Origin of the sequence: Streptococcus constellatus, from assembly GCF_902167705.1 — a bacterium.
In the GTDB taxonomy this organism is placed as follows: Bacteria; Bacillota; Bacilli; order Lactobacillales; family Streptococcaceae; genus Streptococcus; species Streptococcus constellatus_A.
This window is the reverse complement of sequence record NZ_CABHMZ010000015.1, coordinates 1-21,577: the sequence shown is the minus strand read 5'-3', so window position 1 is coordinate 21,577 and position 21,577 is coordinate 1. Positions and strand designations below refer to the sequence as shown.

At 41.4% G+C, this 21,577-nt stretch carries 22 protein-coding genes and 1 pseudogene; 22 read left to right on the top strand and 1 reads right to left on the bottom strand.

What is annotated here, in order from left to right; genetic code table 11:
* Positions 1–73 precede the first annotated feature (73 nt).
* The 8 genes and pseudogenes from gatC to FQ204_RS04295 all read left to right on the top strand — a co-directional run bounded on the left by gatC (position 74) and on the right by FQ204_RS04295 (position 8,959).
* Positions 74–376, top strand: coding sequence for an Asp-tRNA(Asn)/Glu-tRNA(Gln) amidotransferase subunit GatC (gatC, locus tag FQ204_RS04330; protein ID WP_003026120.1), 303 nt, complete (start codon positions 74–76; stop codon positions 374–376).
* Positions 376–1,842: an Asp-tRNA(Asn)/Glu-tRNA(Gln) amidotransferase subunit GatA gene (gene gatA, locus FQ204_RS04325; RefSeq protein ID WP_144209062.1), complete on the top strand. Its 1,467-nt coding sequence runs from the start codon at positions 376–378 to the stop codon at positions 1,840–1,842. The genes gatC and gatA overlap by 1 nt, the downstream gene beginning before the upstream one ends.
* Positions 1,842–3,275 carry an Asp-tRNA(Asn)/Glu-tRNA(Gln) amidotransferase subunit GatB gene (gene gatB / locus FQ204_RS04320; RefSeq protein ID WP_144209059.1) on the top strand — a complete coding sequence of 478 codons (1,434 nt, stop codon included), beginning with the start codon at positions 1,842–1,844 and terminating at the stop codon, positions 3,273–3,275. Before gatA ends, gatB begins: the two co-directional genes overlap by 1 nt.
* Positions 3,276–3,458: 183 nt before the next feature.
* Positions 3,459–4,175, top strand: coding sequence for a MurR/RpiR family transcriptional regulator (locus tag FQ204_RS04315; RefSeq protein ID WP_144209056.1), 717 nt, complete (start codon positions 3,459–3,461; stop codon positions 4,173–4,175).
* A 137-nt stretch (positions 4,176–4,312) separates the two neighbouring features.
* Positions 4,313–6,217 carry a beta-glucoside-specific PTS transporter subunit IIABC gene (locus FQ204_RS04310; protein WP_144209053.1) on the top strand — a complete coding sequence of 635 codons (1,905 nt, stop codon included), beginning with the start codon at positions 4,313–4,315 and terminating at the stop codon, positions 6,215–6,217.
* A 1-nt stretch (position 6,218) separates the two neighbouring features.
* Entirely contained in the window at positions 6,219–7,625 is a 1,407-nt protein-coding gene (locus FQ204_RS04305; protein ID WP_144209050.1) for a 6-phospho-beta-glucosidase, read from the top strand.
* A gap of 213 nt (positions 7,626–7,838) precedes the next feature.
* Positions 7,839–7,974 (top strand): annotated as a pseudogene (locus tag FQ204_RS04300) (hypothetical protein); the annotation flags it as partial.
* A gap of 73 nt (positions 7,975–8,047) precedes the next feature.
* A complete protein-coding gene (locus FQ204_RS04295; RefSeq protein ID WP_144209047.1) occupies positions 8,048–8,959 on the top strand; it encodes a DMT family transporter in 912 nt (303 codons plus the stop codon).
* 31 nt (positions 8,960–8,990) lie between these two features.
* Here FQ204_RS04295 and FQ204_RS04290 read toward each other — a convergent pair whose 3' ends face one another.
* Complete coding sequence (locus FQ204_RS04290; protein WP_144209045.1) at positions 8,991–9,617, bottom strand: TVP38/TMEM64 family protein; 627 nt, start codon at positions 9,615–9,617, stop codon at positions 8,991–8,993.
* A 149-nt stretch (positions 9,618–9,766) separates the two neighbouring features.
* Between FQ204_RS04290 and FQ204_RS04285 the strand changes: the two genes are divergently transcribed.
* The 14 genes from FQ204_RS04285 to FQ204_RS04220 all read left to right on the top strand — a co-directional run bounded on the left by FQ204_RS04285 (position 9,767) and on the right by FQ204_RS04220 (position 21,411).
* On the top strand, positions 9,767–10,294 hold the full coding sequence (locus tag FQ204_RS04285) for a YqeG family HAD IIIA-type phosphatase (protein WP_186286697.1): 528 nt from the start codon (positions 9,767–9,769) through the stop codon (positions 10,292–10,294).
* Between the two features lie 2 nt (positions 10,295–10,296).
* Entirely contained in the window at positions 10,297–11,403 is a 1,107-nt protein-coding gene (gene yqeH, locus FQ204_RS04280) for a ribosome biogenesis GTPase YqeH (protein WP_144209042.1), read from the top strand.
* 160 nt (positions 11,404–11,563) lie between these two features.
* A complete protein-coding gene (yhbY, locus tag FQ204_RS04275) occupies positions 11,564–11,875 on the top strand; it encodes a ribosome assembly RNA-binding protein YhbY (protein WP_003039538.1) in 312 nt (103 codons plus the stop codon).
* Between the two features lie 12 nt (positions 11,876–11,887).
* Positions 11,888–12,526, top strand: a complete 639-nt coding sequence (locus tag FQ204_RS04270; protein ID WP_144209040.1) for a nicotinate-nucleotide adenylyltransferase — start codon at positions 11,888–11,890, stop codon at positions 12,524–12,526.
* On the top strand, positions 12,516–13,109 hold the full coding sequence (yqeK, locus tag FQ204_RS04265; protein WP_144209037.1) for a bis(5'-nucleosyl)-tetraphosphatase (symmetrical) YqeK: 594 nt from the start codon (positions 12,516–12,518) through the stop codon (positions 13,107–13,109). The genes FQ204_RS04270 and yqeK overlap by 11 nt, the downstream gene beginning before the upstream one ends.
* 15 nt (positions 13,110–13,124) lie before the next feature.
* On the top strand, positions 13,125–13,490 hold the full coding sequence (gene rsfS / locus FQ204_RS04260) for a ribosome silencing factor (RefSeq protein WP_144209034.1): 366 nt from the start codon (positions 13,125–13,127) through the stop codon (positions 13,488–13,490).
* Between the two features lie 88 nt (positions 13,491–13,578).
* Positions 13,579–14,313 (top strand): class I SAM-dependent DNA methyltransferase, encoded by a 735-nt coding sequence (locus FQ204_RS04255; protein WP_144209205.1) that lies wholly within the window; start codon positions 13,579–13,581, stop codon positions 14,311–14,313.
* Between the two features lies 1 nt (position 14,314).
* The gene (locus FQ204_RS04250; RefSeq protein WP_144209031.1) at positions 14,315–15,406 is read left to right on the top strand and encodes a nucleotidyltransferase; all 1,092 of its coding nucleotides are present in this window, start codon (positions 14,315–14,317) and stop codon (positions 15,404–15,406) included.
* Positions 15,407–15,521: 115 nt separating this feature from the next.
* Positions 15,522–16,238, top strand: a complete 717-nt coding sequence (locus tag FQ204_RS04245; RefSeq protein ID WP_003039425.1) for a YebC/PmpR family DNA-binding transcriptional regulator — start codon at positions 15,522–15,524, stop codon at positions 16,236–16,238.
* 153 nt (positions 16,239–16,391) lie between these two features.
* Entirely contained in the window at positions 16,392–17,216 is an 825-nt protein-coding gene (locus FQ204_RS04240) for an amino acid ABC transporter substrate-binding protein (protein WP_144209028.1), read from the top strand.
* A gap of 137 nt (positions 17,217–17,353) precedes the next feature.
* On the top strand, positions 17,354–18,205 hold the full coding sequence (locus FQ204_RS04235) for a MetQ/NlpA family ABC transporter substrate-binding protein (protein WP_144209025.1): 852 nt from the start codon (positions 17,354–17,356) through the stop codon (positions 18,203–18,205).
* 85 nt (positions 18,206–18,290) lie between these two features.
* Positions 18,291–19,664 (top strand): M20/M25/M40 family metallo-hydrolase, encoded by a 1,374-nt coding sequence (locus FQ204_RS04230; RefSeq protein WP_144209022.1) that lies wholly within the window; start codon positions 18,291–18,293, stop codon positions 19,662–19,664.
* A complete protein-coding gene (locus tag FQ204_RS04225; protein WP_144209019.1) occupies positions 19,657–20,718 on the top strand; it encodes a methionine ABC transporter ATP-binding protein in 1,062 nt (353 codons plus the stop codon). Before FQ204_RS04230 ends, FQ204_RS04225 begins: the two co-directional genes overlap by 8 nt.
* The gene (locus FQ204_RS04220) at positions 20,719–21,411 is read left to right on the top strand and encodes a methionine ABC transporter permease (protein ID WP_144209016.1); all 693 of its coding nucleotides are present in this window, start codon (positions 20,719–20,721) and stop codon (positions 21,409–21,411) included.
* The last annotated feature ends 166 nt before the right edge of the window (positions 21,412–21,577 follow it).

The window sequence follows — 21,577 nt, the reverse complement described above, 5'->3', positions numbered from 1 at the left end:
TATTTGTGATAAAATAAGAAGATGATTGTTTTTCGGTTATGCTGAAAAATAAAAGAAGAGAAAGGAAACAGAGATGAAAATTACTCAAGAGGAAGTAACGCATGTTGCTCACTTGTCAAAACTAGCTTTTTCACCTGAAGAAACGGCAGAATTTGCGACAACTTTGTCAAAAATTGTGGATATGGTGGAGTTGTTAAACGAAGTTGATACGACTGGTGTGCCTTTTACATCAAATGTTGCAGAAAATGTCAACTATATGCGTGAAGATGTAGCAGTTGCAGGTTGGAATCGAGAAGAACTTTTCCAAAATGTGCCTGAAAAAGAGCGAGGCTATATCAAAGTGCCTGCTATTCTAGATGACGGGGGAGATGCCTAATGACTTTAAATCAAAAAACAATTGAAGAATTGCATAATCTCCTTGTCAAAAAGGAACTTTCAGCAGTTGAACTGACAAAAGCTACTCTGGAAGATATTAAGAGCCGAGAAAGTGCCGTTGATAGCTTTATTACGATTAGTGAAGACGAAGCATTGGCGCAAGCAGCAGCAGTAGACGCGAAGGGAATTGATGCGGATAATCTTATGAGCGGAATTCCACTAGCTGTTAAGGACAATATTTCTACTAAGGGGATTCTGACGACAGCTGCGTCAAAAATCCTCTATAATTACAAGCCAATTTTTGATGCGACCAGTGTCGAAAAGCTTTATGAAAAAGACATGATTGTCATTGGTAAGACCAATATGGACGAATTTGCCATGGGTGGCTCCAGTGAAAATTCTTATTTTAAGACTACGAAAAATGCTTGGGACGCTACAAAAGTTCCCGGTGGTTCATCTGGTGGTTCAGCGACAGCAGTTGCTTCTGGTCAAGTTCGCCTGTCTCTAGGTTCTGATACCGGTGGTTCTATCCGTCAGCCAGCTTCCTTTAACGGAGTGGTCGGACTGAAGCCGACTTATGGGCGAGTTTCTCGTTTTGGACTCATTGCTTTTGGTAGCTCGCTAGACCAGATTGGACCATTTTCTCGGACAGTCAAAGAGAATGCTCAGCTTTTGGGCGTAATTGCAGGTAATGATAAAAAAGACTCAACTTCTTCTCAACGAACTGTTCCTGATTTCACTAGCAAGATTGGTCAAGATATTAAAGGATTGAAAATTGCGCTTCCGAAAGAATATATGGGTGATGGGATTGATGAAAAAGTCAAGGAACGCATTTTAGCGGCTGCCAAGCATTTGGAAAGTTTGGGAGCGATTGTTGAAGAAGTCAGCCTGCCCCACAGCAAATACGGGGTAGCAGTCTATTATATCATCGCTTCTTCTGAAGCCAGCTCTAACTTGCAACGTTTTGACGGGATTCGTTATGGCTATCGGGCAGAAGAGATTGAGAACTTAGAGGATGTCTATGTCAAATCTCGCAGTCAAGGTTTTGGTGAGGAAGTGAAGCGCCGAATTATGCTAGGAACGTTTAGTCTATCGTCTGGGTATTATGATGCTTATTTCAAGAAAGCGGGTCAAGTTCGGACGCTCATTATGCAAGATTTTGCCAAAGTATTTGAAAATTATGACTTGATTTTAGGACCAACTGCGCCGACGGTTGCTTACGATTTAGGAACTCAAAGTCACGATCCAGTAGCTATGTATTTGGCTGACCTTTTGACAATTCCAGTCAATTTGGCAGGGCTTCCTGGCATTTCCATTCCAGCCGGCTTTGCGGACGGTTTGCCAGTTGGTCTGCAATTGATTGGAAATCATTTTGATGAAGAAACGATTTACCAAGTAGCAGCAGCTTTTGAAGCAACGACAGATTACCACAAGCAAAAACCAGTCATTTTTGGAGGTGAAAAATAATGAACTTTGAAACGATTATTGGGCTAGAAGTCCACGTTGAATTAAAAACAAATTCAAAAATTTTCTCACCAGCACCGGCTCATTTCGGGGAAGATCCAAATACCAATACCAATATCATTGACTGGTCTTTCCCAGGTATCCTGCCGGTGATGAACAAGGGAGTTATTGATTACGGTATTAAGGCTGCTCTGGCGCTCAATATGGACATTCATCAAAAGATGCACTTTGACCGTAAAAATTATTTCTATCCAGACAATCCGAAAGCCTATCAAATCTCTCAATTTGACGAGCCAATTGGCTATAATGGCTGGATTGAAATCGAGCTAGAAGACGGGACGACTAAGAAAATTCGCATTGAGCGGGCTCATTTGGAAGAGGATGCTGGCAAAAACACTCATGGCAGCGACGGTTATTCTTATGTTGACCTCAATCGTCAAGGAGTGCCTTTGATTGAGATTGTCTCAGAAGCTGACATGCGCAGTCCAGAAGAAGCCTATGCTTACTTAACAGCACTCAAAGAAATTATTCAATACACGGGTATTTCTGACGTCAAAATGGAAGAAGGCTCCATGCGCGTGGATGCCAATATTTCTATCCGTCCTTATGGTCAAGAAGAGTTTGGCACCAAGACTGAACTAAAAAATCTTAATTCCTTTAATTTTGTTCGCAAGGGCTTGGCTTTTGAGGAAAAACGTCAGGCTGAGATTTTGCGTAGCGGTGGTAAGATTCGTCAGGAAACGCGCCGTTACGATGAAGCAACGGGCGAAACTCTTTTGATGCGGGTCAAAGAAGGTTCGGCAGATTATCGTTATTTTCCAGAGCCTGACTTACCAATTTTTGAGATTGATGACAGTTGGATTGAGGCAGTGCGCTCAGATTTACCAGCCTTTCCAAAAGAACGTCGGGCTAAGTACAAGGCAGACTTTGGATTGTCAGACTATGATGCTAAGCAATTAACAGCGACGAAGAACATCTCAGATTTCTTTGAAGCTGCGGTGATAGCGGGAGGAGACGCAAAATCTGTGTCAAACTGGCTCCAAGGTGAGGTCGCTCAATACCTCAATGCGGAAGGTAAAACCATTGAAGAAATCGGTTTGACACCAGTCAACTTAACTGAAATGTTGAGTTTGGTGGCAGACGGTACGATTTCCTCTAAAATTGCCAAAAAAGTCTTTGTTCATTTGGCGAAGAATGGTGGGTCAGCTAAGGAATACGTTGAAAAAGCTGGCTTGGTGCAAATTTCTGATCCAGCACAACTTCTGCCAATCATTCAGGAAGTTTTTGCTAACAATGAAAAAGCTATCAACGACTACAAGGGTGGCAACAAAAATGCAGCCAAGTCCCTGATTGGTCAGCTCATGAAAGCTACCAAAGGCCAAGCCAATCCACAAGTAGCTCAAAAACTGCTTAATGAGGAATTGGCGAAGTTGTAAAATAATAGATAAAACCAGTCGCAAGACTGGTTTATTGATTTTTATATTTCCCCTAATTCACTGTTTTAACCAGCTGTAGTTGAACCTAATCTTATTTGATTTTATCGCATGAGGAAGTTTCATCAGGATTTTATCAGATGGTAAAAAGATGATATAATAGAGGGAGCAGAGGAGGTAGAAGGGATGCTGTTAGACCAGTTAAAAGAACAGACAGACTTGACTCATCATGAGAAGATTGTGGCTGAGTATATCTTGAAACATTTGACAGAATTTGAGTCTTTATCGGCAGCTGATTTGGCTCAGGAGCCTATTACAGGGGACAGCCGTTATCAAGATATCATTGAGACTCTGCCAAAGATTTATGATAAGTCGCTGACCAACACTAAGCTCAGTCTTCATAAAACCAGTATCAATCGCATTGCCAATTACCTTCAACAGGCAGAGCGTCTGGATCTGTATGGGATTGGCATCAGCTATCTCTTGGCTCAAACAGCTGCTTTTAAGTTTGCGACACTGGGCCTAGAGGTTCAAGCTTATGAAAGTCTCAATCATCATTATCTAGCAGCACGAAAGGACCAACGGACAGTCAGTCTCTTAATCAGTTTTACCGGAAGGAACGCCCAGATTATCGAGATGGCTCGCTATCTGAGGGAGAAGACAGATTCTTACGTGGTTGCACTGGCTGGCCCTCATCATGCAGATTTGCTTCCTTGGTGCCATGAGTTGGTTGAAATCCCCAATCGTGATGCTTTGCTTAGTTTGGATGTTATTTCTTCCTTTACAGGGGCAAATTATGTCTTAGACATTTTCTTTGCTTTGCTCTTAGCCAAGCGCTACGATCATCAGGCGGCAACCTCTCTCAAAATGCTGACGGAACGTAGTTTGGCAGATAAATCTTAAGAATTCGGACCTTTGTTTCAAAAACAAGGGTCTTTTTGTCAGAGTTTTGAAACCTTGGTCCAATCGCAGAAAAAAGTCTTTTGAAAGAGAATTTTCTTTGATAAACTGAGGACATAGTTCATCAAAGGAGGAAAATCATGGGACAATATCATGATTTAGCAAAAGAAATTGTCAAGAATGTAGGTGGAGCTGATAATGTCAGCGGCTTAGTCCACTGTATCACGCGCCTGCGTTTCAGTCTCAAAGATGAGAGCAAGGCCAATGACCAAATTCTCAAAGATATGGATGGCGTTGTAACAGTCATGAAGAGTGGTGGTCAGTACCAAGTCGTTATCGGCAACCATGTGGCAGATGTTTTTGATGAGGTCATGCCCTTGCTCCATCTGGATGCGGCAGCTGATACAGCACCTGAAAAGCCAAAGAAATGGCTAGATCGAGTCATTGATGCGGTATCCGGTATTTTCCAGCCAATCTTAGGGATTATGGCTGCTTGTGGGATGCTCAAGGGCTTTAATACTCTCTTCATCACCTTTGGTCTTTACAGCGCAAGCAGTGGCGGTGCCATGTTGATCAATGCAGCCGGCGATGCCCTCTTCACCTTTCTGCCTCTGTTTTTAGGCTATACAGCTGCCAAGAAATTCGGTGCCAAGCCCATGATTGGTTTGGCTTTGGGGGCAGCTATGTGTTACCCAGCTATTCAAGCTAGTTCCTTGTCAGCTGCAGGCAAGCCCCTTTATACGATTTTACAAGGGACCATGTTTGCTTCGCCGGTCTATTTGGACTTCTTTGGGATTCCTGTTATTTCAGTAGATTACACGGGAACAGTCATTCCTGTGATTCTAGCTGTTTGGTTTGCGGCTAAATGTGAGAAATTTTTCAATAAGATCGTACCAGATCTGGTTAAATTCTTCTTTGTACCAATGCTGACTATTTTGATTTCATTGCCAATTGCTTTAGTTTTCTTGGGTCCCATCGCAACCTTTGGTTCAGCCTTGATTTCCCAATTTACTTTGGCTATTCGAGGCTTCAGTCCGCTTTTAGCTGGCGGTATTGTCGGAGCAACCTGGCAGATTTTGGTTATCTTTGGGATGCACTGGGGCTTCATTCCTGTCTACATCAACAACATTCAGACCTTAGGATACGATAATGTCATGATGCCTTTCTTTGCCTGTACCTTTGCGACAGCCGGTGTTATCTTGGCTATGTTTATCAAGACTAAGGATAAAAAAATCCGTGAAATGTCCATTCCTAACTTTATTTCAGCAATTTTCGGTGTGACAGAGCCTGCTATTTACGGCCTTCTCTTACCTGCTAAAGTGCCTTTTATCATCAGCTGTATCGCCGGCGGTATCGGAGGAGCTTTCTACGGACAGATGAATTTCCGTAAGTTTATCATGGGCGGTATGGGTGTCTTTGAATTGCCGAATATGATGAATCCAGATGGAACCATGGGCAACCTCATCGTTGCTATAGCGGGGATTTTTATCTCTATAATCAGCGGTTTTGCCCTGACTATGATTTTTTACAAGGGGAAAGCTACTCCAGAGGTTCAGACAGAGCCAAAACTTTCAGTAGCCACTGTCGCTGAAAATGAATTGGTTAGTCCCTTGAGCGGTCAAATCCTGTCTTTGGAGGAAGTAGAAGATCAGGCTTTTGCAACGGGTCTAATGGGGCAGGGACTAGCCATTAAACCAAGTCAAGGAGAGGTTTATGCCCCTGCAGCAGCCAGTGTCACTGTTGTATTTCCAACTGGCCACGCAATCGGTCTGACCTTGGATAATGGTGCTGAACTGCTCATCCATGTGGGTATGGACACAGTCCAGCTCAATGGTCAGGGCTTCCAAAGCTTTGTGGAAGTAGGCGACCGAGTTGAGGCTGGGCAAAAGCTGCTCAGTTTCGATCAAAAAGTGATTGCAGAAGCAGGTTATTCTCTAACAACTCCGATTATTGTGACCAACAGTGCCCAGTTTGCAGGGATCAAGGTCAGCCAGGAGGAGCAAGTAGCAGCAGGAGACTACTTATTGACGATTGAAGGAGCATGATATGAGAGATAATTTTCTGTGGGGCGGCGCTACGGCTGCCAATCAATGCGAAGGGGCCTGGGATCGGGATGGGCGAGGGCCGTCCTTGGTGGATATGATTCCCCATGGTCCCAACCGCCTGCCGATCATGCTGGGTCAGATGGACTATCGCAGCCTGCCTCAAGACAGTTACTTCCCGGCGCGTGAGGCGATCGGCTTTTATGACCACTATCAGGAGGATATCGCTCTCTTTGCAGAAATGGGCTTTAAGGCTTACCGTTTTTCCATCTCTTGGTCCCGCATTTTCCCGACAGGTGAGGAGAAGGAGCCCAATGAAGCTGGTCTGGCCTTTTATGAAAAGCTGATTGACCAGCTTCTGGCCCACCAAATTGAGCCCATTGTAACCATCTGTCATTTTGATTTACCGCTCTCTTTGATCGAGCGATATGGATCCTGGCGCAGCCGTCACTTGATTGACTGCTACCTGCGCTACTGTGAGACACTCTTTCGCCGCTTTAAGGGAAAGGTTCGCTACTGGATTACCTTTAATGAGATTAACATGCTGCTGCATCTTCCCTTTATGGGGGCTGGTCTCCTATTTGAGGAGGGGGAAAATCCTCTGCAGGTCAAATACCAGGCGGCTCACCACGAGCTGGTGGCCTCTAGCTTGGCGACCAAGCTGGCCCATGAGATTGACTCAGAAAACCAAGTTGGCTGCATGCTAGCTGCTGGCAGTGTCTATCCTTATTCCTGTAAGCCTGAGGATGTCTTTGAAGCTTTGCAGAAGGACCGAGAGAGCTATTTCTTTACGGACATTCAGGTGCGGGGAGCCTATCCGAGCTATGCCAAAAAATTCTTTGAAAAAGAAGGCGTTGAGCTGGCTATGGAGGTGAATGATGAGGCGATTTTGAGAGATTATACGGTCGACTTTATCTCTCTGTCCTACTACAATAGCCGCTGTGTCAGCACTGAGGCCCATGAGGAGGGCGGGGGCAATGTCTTTGCATCTGCTAAAAATCCTTATCTGACCTACAGCCAATGGGGCTGGCCCTTGGATCCGCTGGGCTTTAGAACGACCTTAAATGCTCTCTATGACCGCTATCAAAAGCCGCTCTTTGTGGTGGAAAATGGTCTGGGAGTCCGAGACCAGCTAGAGGAGGATGGGTCCATCCAGGATGATGACCGCATCGCCTATCTGGAGTCGCATATAGCTGCGATGCTGGCAGCCATTGAGGAAGACGGAGTAGATATTCTTGGCTATACCGCCTGGGGCTGTATTGACCTGATCAGCGCCACCAGCGGAGAAATGTCTAAACGCTACGGATTTATTCATGTAGATAAAGATGACACGGGTCAGGGCAGTCTCAAACGTAGCAGAAAGAAATCTTTTGATTGGTATAAAGATTTTTTGAAAAAAATGTCTATTTAGCCTAATCATATAATTTGCTTGACTTTACTTATCGATAGATCAATTCCTAAAAACGGTTGAGGCCGTTTTTTATAATCCCTACAGTTTATTAAGGAGATTATAGACGTGAGCTGTATTTCATTCTGGTTTTGCTAGAGCCAAGAATGAAAAAGTCTCCCAGATAATTTTTTCTAAAAGCTTGTAAAACTTTTCACAAAGTTTTACAATTAGACTAACAATGAAAAAGCTCTCAACGACTACAAGGGTGGCAACAAAAATGCAGCCAAGTCCCTGATTGGTCAGCTCATGAAAGCTAGCCAATCCACAAGTAGCCCAAAAGCTGCTTAATGAGGAATTGGCGAAGTTGTAAAATCTAAAAAATCAGTCGTTTCGGCTGATTTTTTGTGCTATAATCATAGAATGGAAAAGTTTGGGAGTAAGCTATGTCAAAAATAACTAAAGGAACCATTTTAACGTTAATAGCGGGAATTGCATGGGGCTTGTCTGGAACGAGTGGTCAATACTTGATGACGTATGGATTTCCAGTTTTAGTTTTAACGAATGTTCGACTTTTAATCGCAGGCCTTCTGTTGGTATTGTATATGTTGCTAACTAATCGTAGAAAATTGGTTGAAATGATAAAAGACCGAAAAGCAATGATGTCTTTAGCAATGTTTGCTTTATTAGGATTGTTGCTCAATCAATTTTCTTATTTGAAGTCTATTTACGAAAGCAATGCAGGAACGGCTACTGTTTTACAATATGTCTGTCCGGTTGGAATCCTTGCTTACACTTGTATCAAAGACCGTGTTGCACCTACTGTGACAGAAGTATTGTCTATGATATTGGCTGTTGGTGGTACTTTTTTGATTGCCACTCACGGACAGCTCAATCACTTATCTGTCACGCCAGCAGGACTGTTCTGGGGATTGTTTGCGGCATTCACTTATGCTTTATACATTTTAATTCCGATTCAGCTAATAAAGACATGGGGCAGTATTCCAGTGATTGGAGTGGGGATGATGTTCGCAGGCCTTGTTCTGACACCGTTCAGCGGTATCTTGCATTTTCATTGGCGATTGTCAATGGAAGTGTATCTGGCTTTAGCTGGGATTGTTTTAGTGGGGACAATCCTCGCTTATACACTATTTCTCAAGGGAACCAGCTTGGTCGGGCCTGTGAAATCTAGCCTTCTAGCAGCTGTTGAGCCTATATCGGCTGTATTTTTTGCCTTTCTCATTATGCACGAGCAATTTTATCTCGTAGATTTTGCTGGTATGTTTATGATTTTATCGGCAGTCGCCTTGATTTCTATAAAAGATTTGATATTGGAAAAAAGAAAAGGAATCTTATAAAAAGACAGAGCTGTTTATTTCACTCTGTCTTTTATTTTGAAAATAATTGCCAAAAGAAATCAATAATATACGTCAAACCATAAGTATAAATGACTAGTGTGATTGGTTTGCATAATACAATAATTATCATGTATTTCTTAAAAGACATCTTCGTCAGGGCTGCTAGCATGCAGAGGAAGTCTGCTGGGCTGATAGGCCAAATCATCATAAAGATGAAAAAACGTTCAAAACGATTGCCCTCGTCCAGCCAGCAAATGTATTTGTCATAGGTGCGTTTGCTGACGACAGATTGGACAAAAGCCGGACCGTAGGTACGCGCTAGATAAAAAATAATAGCACAGCCGATGACGATACCGACATAATTATAAATGGTACCAATGATATGACCATAAATGAAGACACCAGCAACCGAAGTCAAAGCTCCGGGAATAATAGGAACAACTGTCTGTAGGATTTGAAGGAAAATAAAGAGTGGCGGTCCCCAAAAACCAGCCTGCTTAATAAAGGCTGACAGGGTTTCTTTAGATTGTAAAATGCCAGCATAATAGGCCCAGATACAGAAAATCACCGTCCCAAGCGCTCCAACAATAGAAGACCAGTTGATAAATTTTTGTAAAAAAGGGGAGACGGCAGCCATTTTCTTGCTCGTATTTGCCATAATGTCCTCCGTGTCAAATTCTCTATTTCAACTATAACATTTTTAAACAATTTTTGCTAAATCGTACATAAAATCGATGAAAAAGTCTAGGGTGCGAAAACTTTCTTTTTATGTTAAAATAGGTAGAAGTATAATGTTTGGAGAGAAATGTGGCGATTGAAAATTACATGCCTGATTTTGCGATTGAGGCAGTTTACGATTTGACAGTTGAAAGTTTAAAAAAACACGGCATCAAGGCTGTTTTGGTGGATTTGGATAACACTCTTATTGCTTGGAACAATCCCGACGGAACGCCAGAAATGAAGAAGTGGCTTCACGATGTGCGCGATGCAGGGATTCGGATTATTGTGGTATCCAATAACACTAAAAAACGGGTAAAGCGAGCAGTTGAAAAGTTTGAGATTGACTATGTCTGTTGGTCTATGAAACCATTCACTTGGGGGATTGATCGGGCACTGAAAGAATTTCATTTTGAGAAAAACGAAGTGGTTATGGTAGGAGATCAGCTCATGACTGACATTCGAGCTGCTCATAGAGCAGGAATTCGTTCGATTTTGGTCAAGCCACTGGTTGAGCATGATTCGTTAAAGACCCAGATTAACCGAGCTCGTGAGCGTCGTGTGTTGAAAAAAATCACCGAAAAATACGGACCGATTGAGTATAAAAAAGGAATTTAAACATGGAAGACATTCTTTGTATTGGGTGCGGAGCGCCGATTCAGACAAAATATAAGGATAGGCTTGGCTATACTCCTCAGTCGGCTTTGGAAAAGGGGCTGGAGACGGGCGAATTGTATTGTCAGCGCTGTTTTCGTCTGCGCCACTACAACGAAATTACTGATGTGCAACTGACAGACGATGATTTTCTCAGACTTCTCCACGAAGTCGGCGACAGCAATGCTCTCGTAGTCAATGTAGTAGATATTTTTGATTTTAATGGTTCAGTGATTCCGGGTTTGCCACGCTTTGTGGCTGGTAACGATGTGCTGTTGGTCGGAAACAAAAAAGACATTCTCCCCAAGTCGGTTAAGACGAGCAAGGTGACTCAATGGCTGACAGAACGGGCTCACGAGGAAGGACTGCGACCTGTTGATGTAGTTTTGACTTCAGCTCAAAACCAGCAAGCGATTAAAGATCTGATTGAAAAGATTGAGCACTACCGCAAGGGTCGAGATGTTTATGTGGTCGGCGTGACCAATGTCGGCAAATCGACGTTAATCAATGCTATTATTCAGGAAATTACTGGGGATAAGGAAGTCATTACGACTTCACGATTTCCAGGGACCACACTGGATAAGATTGAAATTCCGCTGGCTGACGGTAGTCATATCTACGACACACCAGGAATTATTCACCGTCACCAAATGGCTCATTATTTGTCTGCTAAAAATCTTAAATATGTCAGTCCGAAAAAGGAAATCAAGCCCAAAACTTATCAACTCAATTCTGAACAAACCCTCTTTTTAGGGGGCTTGGGACGCTTTGATTTTGTGTCGGGTGATAAGCAGGGCTTTACGGCTTATTTTGACAATGAGCTCAAATTGCACCGCACCAAGCTTGCGGGAGCGGGAGAATTTTATGAAAAGCATGTTGGCTCTTTGCTAACACCGCCCTCAAAAAAAGGAGTGGCAGATTTTCCTCAGCTCGTCAAACATGAGTTGAAAATTGAAGCCAAAACAGATGTAGTCTTTTCAGGTTTGGGCTGGATTCGTGTGGCAGGACCAGCAAAGATTGCAGCTTGGGCGCCAGAGGGAGTAGCGGTGGTGACCCGCAAAGCCATTATCTAAGGAATTCTAGTAGGAAACCGTCACAGTTAAACCAATTCATTTAGAAAGGAATTGAACACGAGCTAAAAACTCGGAAAATAGACAAATTCTCTTAGAATCATCAATTCTTCGTTGAATTTCTTAATTTTCTGTCGGTTTTGACGCTCTTTATATCTTTATTATGTCATTAACATCAAAACAACGGGCTTTTTTAAATAGCCAAGCTCACAGTCTCAAACCAATCATTCAGATTGGCAAAAACGGTCTCAACGACCAGATTAAAACGAGTGTCCGTCAAGCTCTAGATGCTAGAGAATTGATTAAAGTAACTCTTCTACAAAATACAGATGAAAACATCCATGAGGTAGCAGAAATTCTTGAAGAGGAAATCGGTGTGGACACTGTTCAAAAAATTGGCCGTATTTTAATTTTGTACAAGCAGTCTAGCAAAAAAGAAAACCGCAAAATTTCAGTAAAGGTAAAAGAAATTTAGAGGAAGCAGCCTATGGCAATTGAATTACTGACTCCTTTCACCAAGGTGAAGTTGGAACCAGAAGTAAAAGCAAAAAAAAGAAAGCAAGTTGGGATTTTAGGTGGAAACTTCAATCCAGTCCACAATGCTCATTTGGTCGTAGCTGATCAAGTTCGTCAGCAATTATGTTTAGATCAGGTCTTGCTGATGCCTGAGTATGAGCCGCCACATGTTGATAAGAAATCAACGATTGATGAGAAGCATCGACTGAAAATGCTGGAGTTGGCAATTGAAGGTATTGAAGGTCTGGGAATTGAAACTATTGAGCTGGAGAGAAAAGGGATTAGTTACACCTATGATACGATGAAGCTCTTGACGGAAAAACATCCAGATACAGATTATTATTTCATCATCGGAGCGGACATGGTAGATTACCTTCCTAAGTGGCATCGGATTGACGAATTGGTTGATTTGGTCCAGTTTGTCGGGGTTCAACGTCCCAGATATAAAGCAGGGACTTCCTACCCGGTTATTTGGGTAGATGTGCCGTTGATGGATATTTCTTCTAGCATGGTTCGGGATTTTCTGGCTCAAGGTCGAACACCGAATTTTCTCCTACCCAAGCCAGTTTTAGACTATATTGAGAAAGAAGGGCTTTACAATGGGATATGAAAGCTACGTAGGAATTTCTCGTGAGCAACTTTTAGTCAAAATGCAGCAGCTTTTACCAGAAAAACGTTTTAAACATTGTCTGGGAGTGGAACAAGCAGCGATTGACTTGGCAGAGCGCTTCGGTGTAGATGCAGAAAAAGCTGGTTTGGCGGGCCTACTTCATGATTATGCAAAAAAGCTCTCTGACGAAGAATTTCTAGCGCTGATTGATAAGTATGCTCTGGATCCAGCATTGAAAGATTGGGGAAATAATGTCTGGCATGGCATGGTCGGCATTTATAAAATTCAGGAAGATTTAGGGTTGATAGATTCAGAAATTTTACGAGCTATTGAAGTTCATACCGTAGGTTCTGCTCAGATGTCCGACTTAGACAAGGTGGTTTATGTAGCGGACTATATTGAGCCTAATCGGGCCTTTCCAGGAGTGGAGCAAGCGCGTGAAATTGCTCATGTTTCGCTCAACCAAGCTGTAGCTTATGAAACGGCGCATACAGTAGAACATTTGGCACACAAGGGCTTGCCTATCTATCCTCAAACTTTGGCAACTTACAATGCTTATGTACACTATTTAGAGAAAAATTAAAACGAAGAGGACTACATGAAAGAACAAGAACTATTAGAAATTGTTGTAAAAGCAGCGGATGAGAAACGAGCAGAAGACATCACCGTGCTAGATTTGCAAGGATTGACGACGATGACAGACTATTTTGTCATTGCTAGCTCTATGAACAGCCGTCAACTAGAAGCTATTGCTGATAATATTCGTGAAAAAGTCACAGAAGCAGGGCAATCAGCTAGCCATGTAGAAGGAGACTCTGCTGGAGGCTGGGTGCTTTTGGATCTAGGCGGAGTGGTCGTGCATATCTTTTCTGAGGAAATGCGGAATCACTACAACCTTGAAAAACTTTGGCATGAAGCCGTTGGTGTGGATGTGACACCATTGCTTGAGAAACAAGCCTTGTAGACAAAAAACGATGAGGGGTTGAGGACATTGTCCCAACCTCTTTCAATGAGAAGAAAGGAAGGGTACCTTTTTGGTACTTCTAGATAAGATGACGACTTATGAAACCTTCGCATCAGTCTATGATGCTATTATGGATGACAGCCTTTATGATAAATGGACCGATTTTTCGCTCCGCCATTTTCCAAAAAATAAGAAAAAACTCTTGGAATTAGCTTGTGGAACAGGGATTCAATCCGTGCGCTTTGCTAAAGCAGGTTTTGATGTGACAGGACTTGATTTGAGCGATGAGATGCTTGAAATCGCTCGTAAACGTGCCAAAGCAGCTAGCGAAGCTATCGAGTTCAAACAAGGTAATATGCTCGATTTGTCGCAAGCAGGAAAATACGACTTGGTGACTTGTTACTCTGATTCAATTTGCTACATGGCTGATGAAATTGAAGTCGGTGATGTCTTTCAGCAAGTTTACAACTGCTTGAACGAAGGCGGCGTTTTCATTTTTGATGTGCACTCGACTTACCAGACAGATACAGTCTTTCCTGGCTATTCTTACCATGAAAACGCTGATGAATTTGCTATGGTCTGGGATACATACGCCGATGAAGCCCCCCATTCAGTCGTGCATGAATTGACTTTCTTCTTGCAAGACGAGGACGGACGCTTCACACGCTACGACGAAGTCCACGAAGAACGCACTTACGAAATTATGACCTATGATATTTTACTAGAACAAGCTGGATTTAAAAATGTTAAAATCTATGCAGATTTTGAAGACCAAGCACCGAAAAAGGAAAGCAAACGTTGGTTTTTTGTGGCGGAGAAATGATATGACAGTAACTGGTATCATTGCAGAATTCAACCCCTTCCACGATGGTCACAAATACTTGCTAGAGCAGGCTAAAGGTTTAAAAATTGTCGCCATGAGCGGCAATTTTGTCCAACGTGGTGAACCTGCGATTGTGGATAAGTGGACTCGGACCCGAATGGCTCTGGAAAACGGGGCGGATTTGGTGGTTGAATTGCCATTTTTGGTGGCTGTTCAGTCAGCTGACTACTTCGCACAAGGAGCAGTAGATATTTTAGAGCGCCTTGGTGTGAATAAGTTAGCCTTTGGCACGGAAGAGGTCTTAGATTATCAACACTTTTCACAGATTTATGAGGACAATCAACAGAAAATGGCGGACTATGTGCAAAGTTTGCCAGATGATTTGTCTTATCCACAGAAAACGCAGAAAATGTGGGAAAAGTTTGCTGGTGTGAAATTCACAGGCAATACACCGAATCACATTTTAGGGCTTTCTTATGCCAAAGCTTGCGCGAATAAGGCTATTGAACTTCTTCCAATCAAGCGTCAGGGCGCTGGTTATCATTCGCAAGAGGAAAATTTAAAATACGCCTCAGCTACGGCTCTTAGAGAGCGTCTTAATTGTCCAGATTTTCTGGAGAAATTTACCCCGGCTCATGAACTGCTGATTCAGTCTCCTAAAGTGACTTGGTCGAACCTTTATCCTTTGCTGCGTTACCAGATTATCAGTCATCCCGATTTGACGAGTTTTTATCAGGTTAATCAGGAACTTGTGGTGCGCCTGCAGGAAGCAGTAAAAACCAGTCATACCGCAGAGGAGCTGATTGAACAAGTCGCTACCAAGCGATATACGAAAGCACGAATCAGACGAATTCTGACTTATATTTTGGTCGGTGCAAGAAATGATCAGTTGCCTAGAGGGATTCACATCTTGGGCTTTACTCAAGCAGGTCGAGAACATCTTAAAAAGATGAAGGGGAAAACAGAATTCATTAGTCGCATCGGTCAAGAACCATGGGATTCTTTAACTCAGCGAGCTGACTGTATTTATCAGCTAGGGAATGCCCAGCTAGGGGAGCAGAATTTTGGAAGAATTCCAATAATGGTAGATTGATGCAGAAATTATTTTATAGAGCTGGTTATTGTCAATAATTTGCTAGTGAAATTCAACCTGACTTGTGATATAATAAGAAAGATTGAAAAAGTGAAAATCTAAAGGAGAATATCCAATGGGACGTAAATGGGCCAATATTGTGGCAAAAAAGACTGCCAAAGATGGTGCAAACTCAAAGGTTTATGCTAAATTTGGTGTTGAAATCTATGTAGCAGCTAAAAAAGGAGAGCCAGATCCAGAATCGAACTCAGCTTTGAAATTTGTTATTGAACGTGCGAAACAAGCGCAAGTGCCAAAGCATGTGATTGACAAAGCACTGGATAAGGCAAAAGGAAACACAGACGAAACCTTTACAGAGGGGCGTTATGAAGGGTTTGGACCAAATGGTTCTATGCTCATCGTTGATACATTAACTTCAAATGTCAACCGTACGGCAGCAAATGTTCGCTCTGCCTTTGGTAAAAATGGTGGAAACATGGGAGCAAGTGGTTCAGTTTCTTATATGTTTGATAATAAAGGTGTGATTGTGTTTGCAGGAGACGATGCAGATAGCGTCTTTGAACAACTGTTAGAAGCAGATGTTGATGTAGACGATGTTGAAGCAGAAGACGGAAGTATTACAGTTTACACAGCGCCAACAGATTTGCACAAGGCTTTGACGGCTCTCCGCGAATCTGGTGTAGAAGAATTCCAAGTTACCGAATTGGAAATGATTCCACAATCTGATGTGGTGTTATCAGGTGAAGATTTAGAAACATTTGAAAAGTTGTATGCTGTTTTAGAAGACGATGAAGACGTACAAAAGATTTATACAAATGTAGAAGGATTTTAAGATTAAACAAAGGGCTAGAAGATTCTGGCTCTTTTTGTTTAGCGTTACTTGATAAAGAAAAGCTATCACTTTGATAAAAATCAAATAATAGTCAAGAGGAAAAATATTTGATATGATAAGACTTATCTTAATGAAAGAGGTTATTATAGGAATATGAAAAAAGTGTTGAAATATTCTTCTTTAGCAGCCTTCGGGCTTTTGACAGTAGGAGCTTTAGCAGCATGCTCCAATTCAAAATCAACGACTTCATCTGCTAAAACAGAAATTAAAGTTGCAACGAATGCTTCACCCAAGCCATTTAACTATGAAGAAAATGGCAAATTGACAGGTTATGAAATTGAAGTCGTTCGTGCAATTTTCAAAGATTCCCAAAAATACAAGGTCAAGTTTGAAACGACCGAATGGTCAGGTATTTTCGCAGGGCTGGATAGCGATCGCTACCAAATGGCGGTCAATAACATCAGCTATACTAAAGAACGGGCAGGAAAATACCTATACGCTGCTCCAACTGCTAAAAATCCGAACGTTTTAGTAGTAAAAAAAGACGATAAAAGTATCCAATCGCTGGATGATATTGGTGGTAAGACAACAGAAGTCGTACAAGGAACGACGACTGCTGCACAGTTAGAAAAATACAATCAAGAACATTCTAGCAATCCAACAAAACTTAGCTATACAAAAGCGGACTTCCAACAGATTATGAGTCATTTAAATGATGGTAAGTTTGATTATAAGATTTTTGATAAAATCGGTGTTGAAACAGTCATTAAAAATCAAAAACTGGACAACCTGAAAGTGATTGACTTACCAAGTGACCAACAACCTTATGTTTATCCGCTTTTAGCAAAGGGACAAGATGAGCTAAAAACATTTGTCAATAAGCGTATTCAAGAGTTGTATAAAGACGGGACTCTGGAAAAATTATCCCAAAAATTCTTTGGCGGTAGTTACTTGCCAGCCGAAGCAGATGTGAAATAAGGAAATGTAAAGCCAGCTGGTTTTCTTACAAAAAAAGTTATAGTTTATAACTATACCCTTTGTTATAAAATAACAATTTGTCAATCAGCTAAATATGTGCGATACTATTTTCATAAGATTTTTAAAGGAGACAGAAAATGAAATTGAAAAAATGGTTTGGAGTAACAGCTCTAGCAGCTGTAGCAGTGATTGGTTTAGCAGCTTGTGGTTCAGGAAATAAAGGTGATGACGCCAAAACGGTTAAGATTGGTGTGGTGACAAAGAGCGACTCAGAAGAAAAACGCTGGGACAAGATCCAAGAATTGTTGAAAAAAGACAATATTAAATTGGAATTTACAGAATTTACGGATTACTCTCAACCAAATAAAGCGGTCGCTGATGGTGAAGTGGATATCAATGCTTTCCAACATTACTATTTCTTAAATAACTGGAACAAGGAAAACAAGCAAGACTTGGTAGCAGCTGCTGAAACTTATATCGCACCGATTCGCCTCTATTCTGGCACAAAAGATGGGAAAAATAAATACACGAAAGTAGACCAAATTCCAAATGGTTCAGAAATTGCAGTTCCAAATGATGCGACAAATGAAAGCCGAGCACTTAATCTATTGCAATCTGCAGGCTTGATTAAATTAGACAAGTCTGGAAATGAATTGGCAACTGTGGCAAATATCAAAGAAAATCCGAAAAAATTGAAAATTACAGAATTAGATGCCAGCCAAACAGCTCGTTCATTGACATCTGTAGATGCAGCCGTTGTCAACAATACATTTGTAACAGAAGCGAAATTGGACTATAAAAACGCTTTGTTCATTGAACCGAAAGATAAAAATTCAAAACAATGGTTTAATATCATTGCAGCTAAAAAAGATTGGGAAAAATCTTCAAAAGCCGATGCCATTAAAAAAATCATCAAAGCTTACCATACAGATGAAGTGAAAAAAGTGGTTGAAGAAACATCAGACGGCTTAGACCAACCAGTTTGGTAATCTTGATTCTATTAGCTGTAGTTCAGTCTAAAAACTCAGTTGGTAATTCCAACTGAGTTTTGTCGCCATTCTATAAGGAGAAAATATGACGTTTTCAAGTGAAGAAGAGCAAATTAAAAAATTTGAACAAGATGTAGTGACACAAGAATATATCGCCATTTTACGAACCTTGATTGCTAAAAAATCAATCTTCGCTCAACAAGTCGGTTTACAAGAAGTTGCTGCTTATCTGAAAGAAATTTTTACAAAAGCTGGTGCAGAGGTGGAATTAGATAACAGCTATACAGCGCCATTTGTGATAGCAACATTTAAAAGTCCAAAACCTACAGCTAAGACAGTTATTTTTTATAATCACTATGATACGGTTCCAGCAGATAGCGATCAGATTTGGACAGATGACCCATTTACCTTGTCTATTCGAGACGGTGGCATGTATGGTCGCGGAGTAGATGATGACAAAGGGCACATTATCGCGCGTTTGACAGCTGTGCAAAAATATTTACAAAAGCATAAGAGTTTGCCTGTCAATGTCATTTTTATGATGGAAGGTGCCGAAGAGTCTGCTTCTGTTGATTTAGAAAAATACTTAGCCAAACACAAGACACTTTTGCAAGGGGCAGACCTTCTCATTTGGGAACAAGGGATTAAAAATTCTTTGGGTCAACTAGAAATTTCTGGCGGAAACAAGGGGATTGTTACCTTTGATATGAAGGTCCAAAGTGCAGAAGTGGATATTCATTCTAGCTTTGGTGGTGTGATTGATTCGGCTTCTTGGTACTTGTTGAATGCCCTTGCTAGCTTGAGAGGTAAGGATGGACGTATTCAAGTAGAAGGACTTTATGATCAAGTAATCGCACCTAATCAACGAGAGTTAGCTTTAGTGGAACAATACGCTCAACGCAGTCCAGAAGAAGTACAAGCCATTTATGGTTTGGAATTACCTTTATTACAAGAGGAGAAAAAAGCTTTTTTAAATCGAATTTTCTTTGAACCATCTTTGAATATTGAAGGAATTACTTCTGGTTATCAGGGTCAGGGAGTGAAGACGATTCTTCCATCAGAGGCTTCAGCAAAAGCAGAAGTTCGCTTAGTGCCAGGACTGGAACCTCATAGAGTGTTAGAACTGATTCGCAAACAACTCGACAAAAATGGCTTTGATAAGGTAGAATTAGTTTATACTTTGGGAGAAATGAGCTATCGTAGTGATATGAGTGCGTCGTCGATTTTAAATGTCATTGAACTAGCTAAGAAATTCTATCAAAAAGGAGTTTCTGTCTTACCAACTACAGCAGGTACAGGACCGATGCACACGGTATTTGAAGCACTTGAGGTACCAATGGTCGCCTTTGGTCTTGGAAATGCGAATAGTCGAGACCATGGCGGTGACGAAAATGTCCGCATTGCAGATTATTACACCCATATTGAATTAGTAGAGGAGCTGATTGCAAGTTATGAGTAAAGAAATGATTCAGTTAGATCATATTGATGTAACCTTTCAACAAAAGAAACGTCAGATTCAAGCAGTTAAAGATGTGACGATTCATATTCAAGAAAGAGATATTTATGGAATTGTCGGTTATTCTGGGGCTGGGAAATCAACCTTGGTTCGTGTCATTAACCTACTGCAAGTTCCAACGAGTGGGAAAATTATTGTAGATGATGATATTCTTTTTGACAATAAAGTAACCTTGACAGCAGAACAGCTGCGTCGCAAACGTCAAGACATTGGCATGATTTTTCAACATTTTAATCTGATGAGTCAATTGACGGCAGAAGAAAATGTTGCTTTTGCGTTGAAACATTCTGGCTTATCAAAAGAAGAAAAGAAAGAAAAAGTGCGTACACTGTTGGAGTTGGTCGGTTTAGCAGATCGTGCTGAAAATTATCCTTCTCAGCTTTCTGGAGGGCAAAAACAGCGGGTTGCAATCGCGCGTGCCTTAGCAAATGACCCTAAAATCTTGATTTCTGATGAATCAACCTCTGCTCTAGATCCAAAAACAACTAAGCAAATCCTAACGTTATTGCAAGATTTGAATCAAAAGTTAGGATTAACGATTGTTTTGATTACCCATGAAATGCAAATTGTCAAAGACATTGCTAATCGTGTCGCCGTGATGCAAGATGGTCAACTGATTGAAGAAGGTTCTGTTTTGGATATTTTCTCTAATCCTCAGCAAGACTTAACCAAAGACTTTATCTCGACTGCAACAGGAATTGATGAAGCTATGGGCAAGATTGAGCAACAAGAGATTGTTAAACATTTAGCGAAAAATAGTCTCTTGGTGCAAATGAAGTACGCGGGAACCTCTACAGATGAACCCTTACTGAATGAGATTTATAAACATCATCAGGTTACTGCCAACATACTTTATGGAAATATTGAAATTTTAGGTGGAACACCTGTCGGAGAACTGGTCGTTGTTTTATCTGGTGAAAAGGAAAATCTAGCAGCGGCTAAAACAGCTATTCGTGAAGCTGGTGTTCAATTGACAGTATTGAAGGGAGAAGCATAGATGGAAAACTTTATTCAAACATACTTGCCGAATGTTTATCGAATGGGTTGGAGCGGTCAAGCTGGCTGGGGAACGGCTATTTACTTGACATTGTATATGACAGTCATTTCTTTTATTATTGGTGGATTGTTAGGCTTAATTGCAGGGCTTTTTCTTGTTTTGACTGCTCCAGGAGGTGTCTTGGAAAACAAAGTAGCTTTTTGGATTTTAGACAAAATCACGTCTATCTTCCGTGCTATCCCATTTATTATTTTGTTAGCTGTTCTTTCACCTTTTTCACACTTAATTGTAGGAACTAGTATTGGGCCAAACGCAGCTATTGTACCACTTTCTTTTGCCGTATTTGCTTTCTTTGCTCGCCAAGTTCAAGTTGTTCTTGCTGAATTGGACGGCGGTGTTATCGAAGCTGCTCAGGCAAGCGGAGCGACTTTTGGCGATCTTGTCGGTGTCTATCTGCGTGAAGGTTTGCCAGATTTGATTCGTGTGACGACTGTGACTCTCATTTCACTGATTGGAGAAACTGCCATGGCAGGTGCTGTCGGTGCTGGAGGAATCGGGAATGTTGCTATCGCTTATGGATTTAATCGTTATAATAATGATGTAACTATTTTAGCAACGGTGATTATTATTGCACTTATCTTCACCATTCAGTTCGCTGGTGATTTTCTGACTAGAAAATTAAGCCATAAATAGGATAGCTGAGATGATATAAAAGTTCTATGATAATAGGTCATAGAATTTTTATTTTATACATATTTTATCTTTCGTATGACTTGCACAAGTACCTATCAGAGTACAGAGGGTAGGAAGAAGGCGGTAGAAAAAAAGTGTAAGAAAATAAAAAAAGATGAAAAAAAGT

Coding starts and splice junctions, on each gene's coding strand:
- gatC (WP_003026120.1), top strand. CDS start 74: ATGAAAATTACTCAAGAGGAAGTAACGCATGTTGCTCACTTGTCAAAA.
- gatA (WP_144209062.1), top strand. CDS start 376: ATGACTTTAAATCAAAAAACAATTGAAGAATTGCATAATCTCCTTGTC.
- gatB (WP_144209059.1), top strand. CDS start 1,842: ATGAACTTTGAAACGATTATTGGGCTAGAAGTCCACGTTGAATTAAAA.
- FQ204_RS04315 (WP_144209056.1), top strand. CDS start 3,459: ATGCTGTTAGACCAGTTAAAAGAACAGACAGACTTGACTCATCATGAG.
- FQ204_RS04310 (WP_144209053.1), top strand. CDS start 4,313: ATGGGACAATATCATGATTTAGCAAAAGAAATTGTCAAGAATGTAGGT.
- FQ204_RS04305 (WP_144209050.1), top strand. CDS start 6,219: ATGAGAGATAATTTTCTGTGGGGCGGCGCTACGGCTGCCAATCAATGC.
- FQ204_RS04295 (WP_144209047.1), top strand. CDS start 8,048: ATGTCAAAAATAACTAAAGGAACCATTTTAACGTTAATAGCGGGAATT.
- FQ204_RS04290 (WP_144209045.1), bottom strand. CDS start 9,617: ATGGCAAATACGAGCAAGAAAATGGCTGCCGTCTCCCCTTTTTTACAA.
- yqeH (WP_144209042.1), top strand. CDS start 10,297: ATGGAAGACATTCTTTGTATTGGGTGCGGAGCGCCGATTCAGACAAAA.
- yhbY (WP_003039538.1), top strand. CDS start 11,564: ATGTCATTAACATCAAAACAACGGGCTTTTTTAAATAGCCAAGCTCAC.
- FQ204_RS04270 (WP_144209040.1), top strand. CDS start 11,888: ATGGCAATTGAATTACTGACTCCTTTCACCAAGGTGAAGTTGGAACCA.
- yqeK (WP_144209037.1), top strand. CDS start 12,516: ATGGGATATGAAAGCTACGTAGGAATTTCTCGTGAGCAACTTTTAGTC.
- rsfS (WP_144209034.1), top strand. CDS start 13,125: ATGAAAGAACAAGAACTATTAGAAATTGTTGTAAAAGCAGCGGATGAG.
- FQ204_RS04255 (WP_144209205.1), top strand. CDS start 13,579: ATGACGACTTATGAAACCTTCGCATCAGTCTATGATGCTATTATGGAT.
- FQ204_RS04250 (WP_144209031.1), top strand. CDS start 14,315: ATGACAGTAACTGGTATCATTGCAGAATTCAACCCCTTCCACGATGGT.
- FQ204_RS04245 (WP_003039425.1), top strand. CDS start 15,522: ATGGGACGTAAATGGGCCAATATTGTGGCAAAAAAGACTGCCAAAGAT.
- FQ204_RS04240 (WP_144209028.1), top strand. CDS start 16,392: ATGAAAAAAGTGTTGAAATATTCTTCTTTAGCAGCCTTCGGGCTTTTG.
- FQ204_RS04235 (WP_144209025.1), top strand. CDS start 17,354: ATGAAATTGAAAAAATGGTTTGGAGTAACAGCTCTAGCAGCTGTAGCA.
- FQ204_RS04230 (WP_144209022.1), top strand. CDS start 18,291: ATGACGTTTTCAAGTGAAGAAGAGCAAATTAAAAAATTTGAACAAGAT.
- FQ204_RS04225 (WP_144209019.1), top strand. CDS start 19,657: ATGAGTAAAGAAATGATTCAGTTAGATCATATTGATGTAACCTTTCAA.
- FQ204_RS04220 (WP_144209016.1), top strand. CDS start 20,719: ATGGAAAACTTTATTCAAACATACTTGCCGAATGTTTATCGAATGGGT.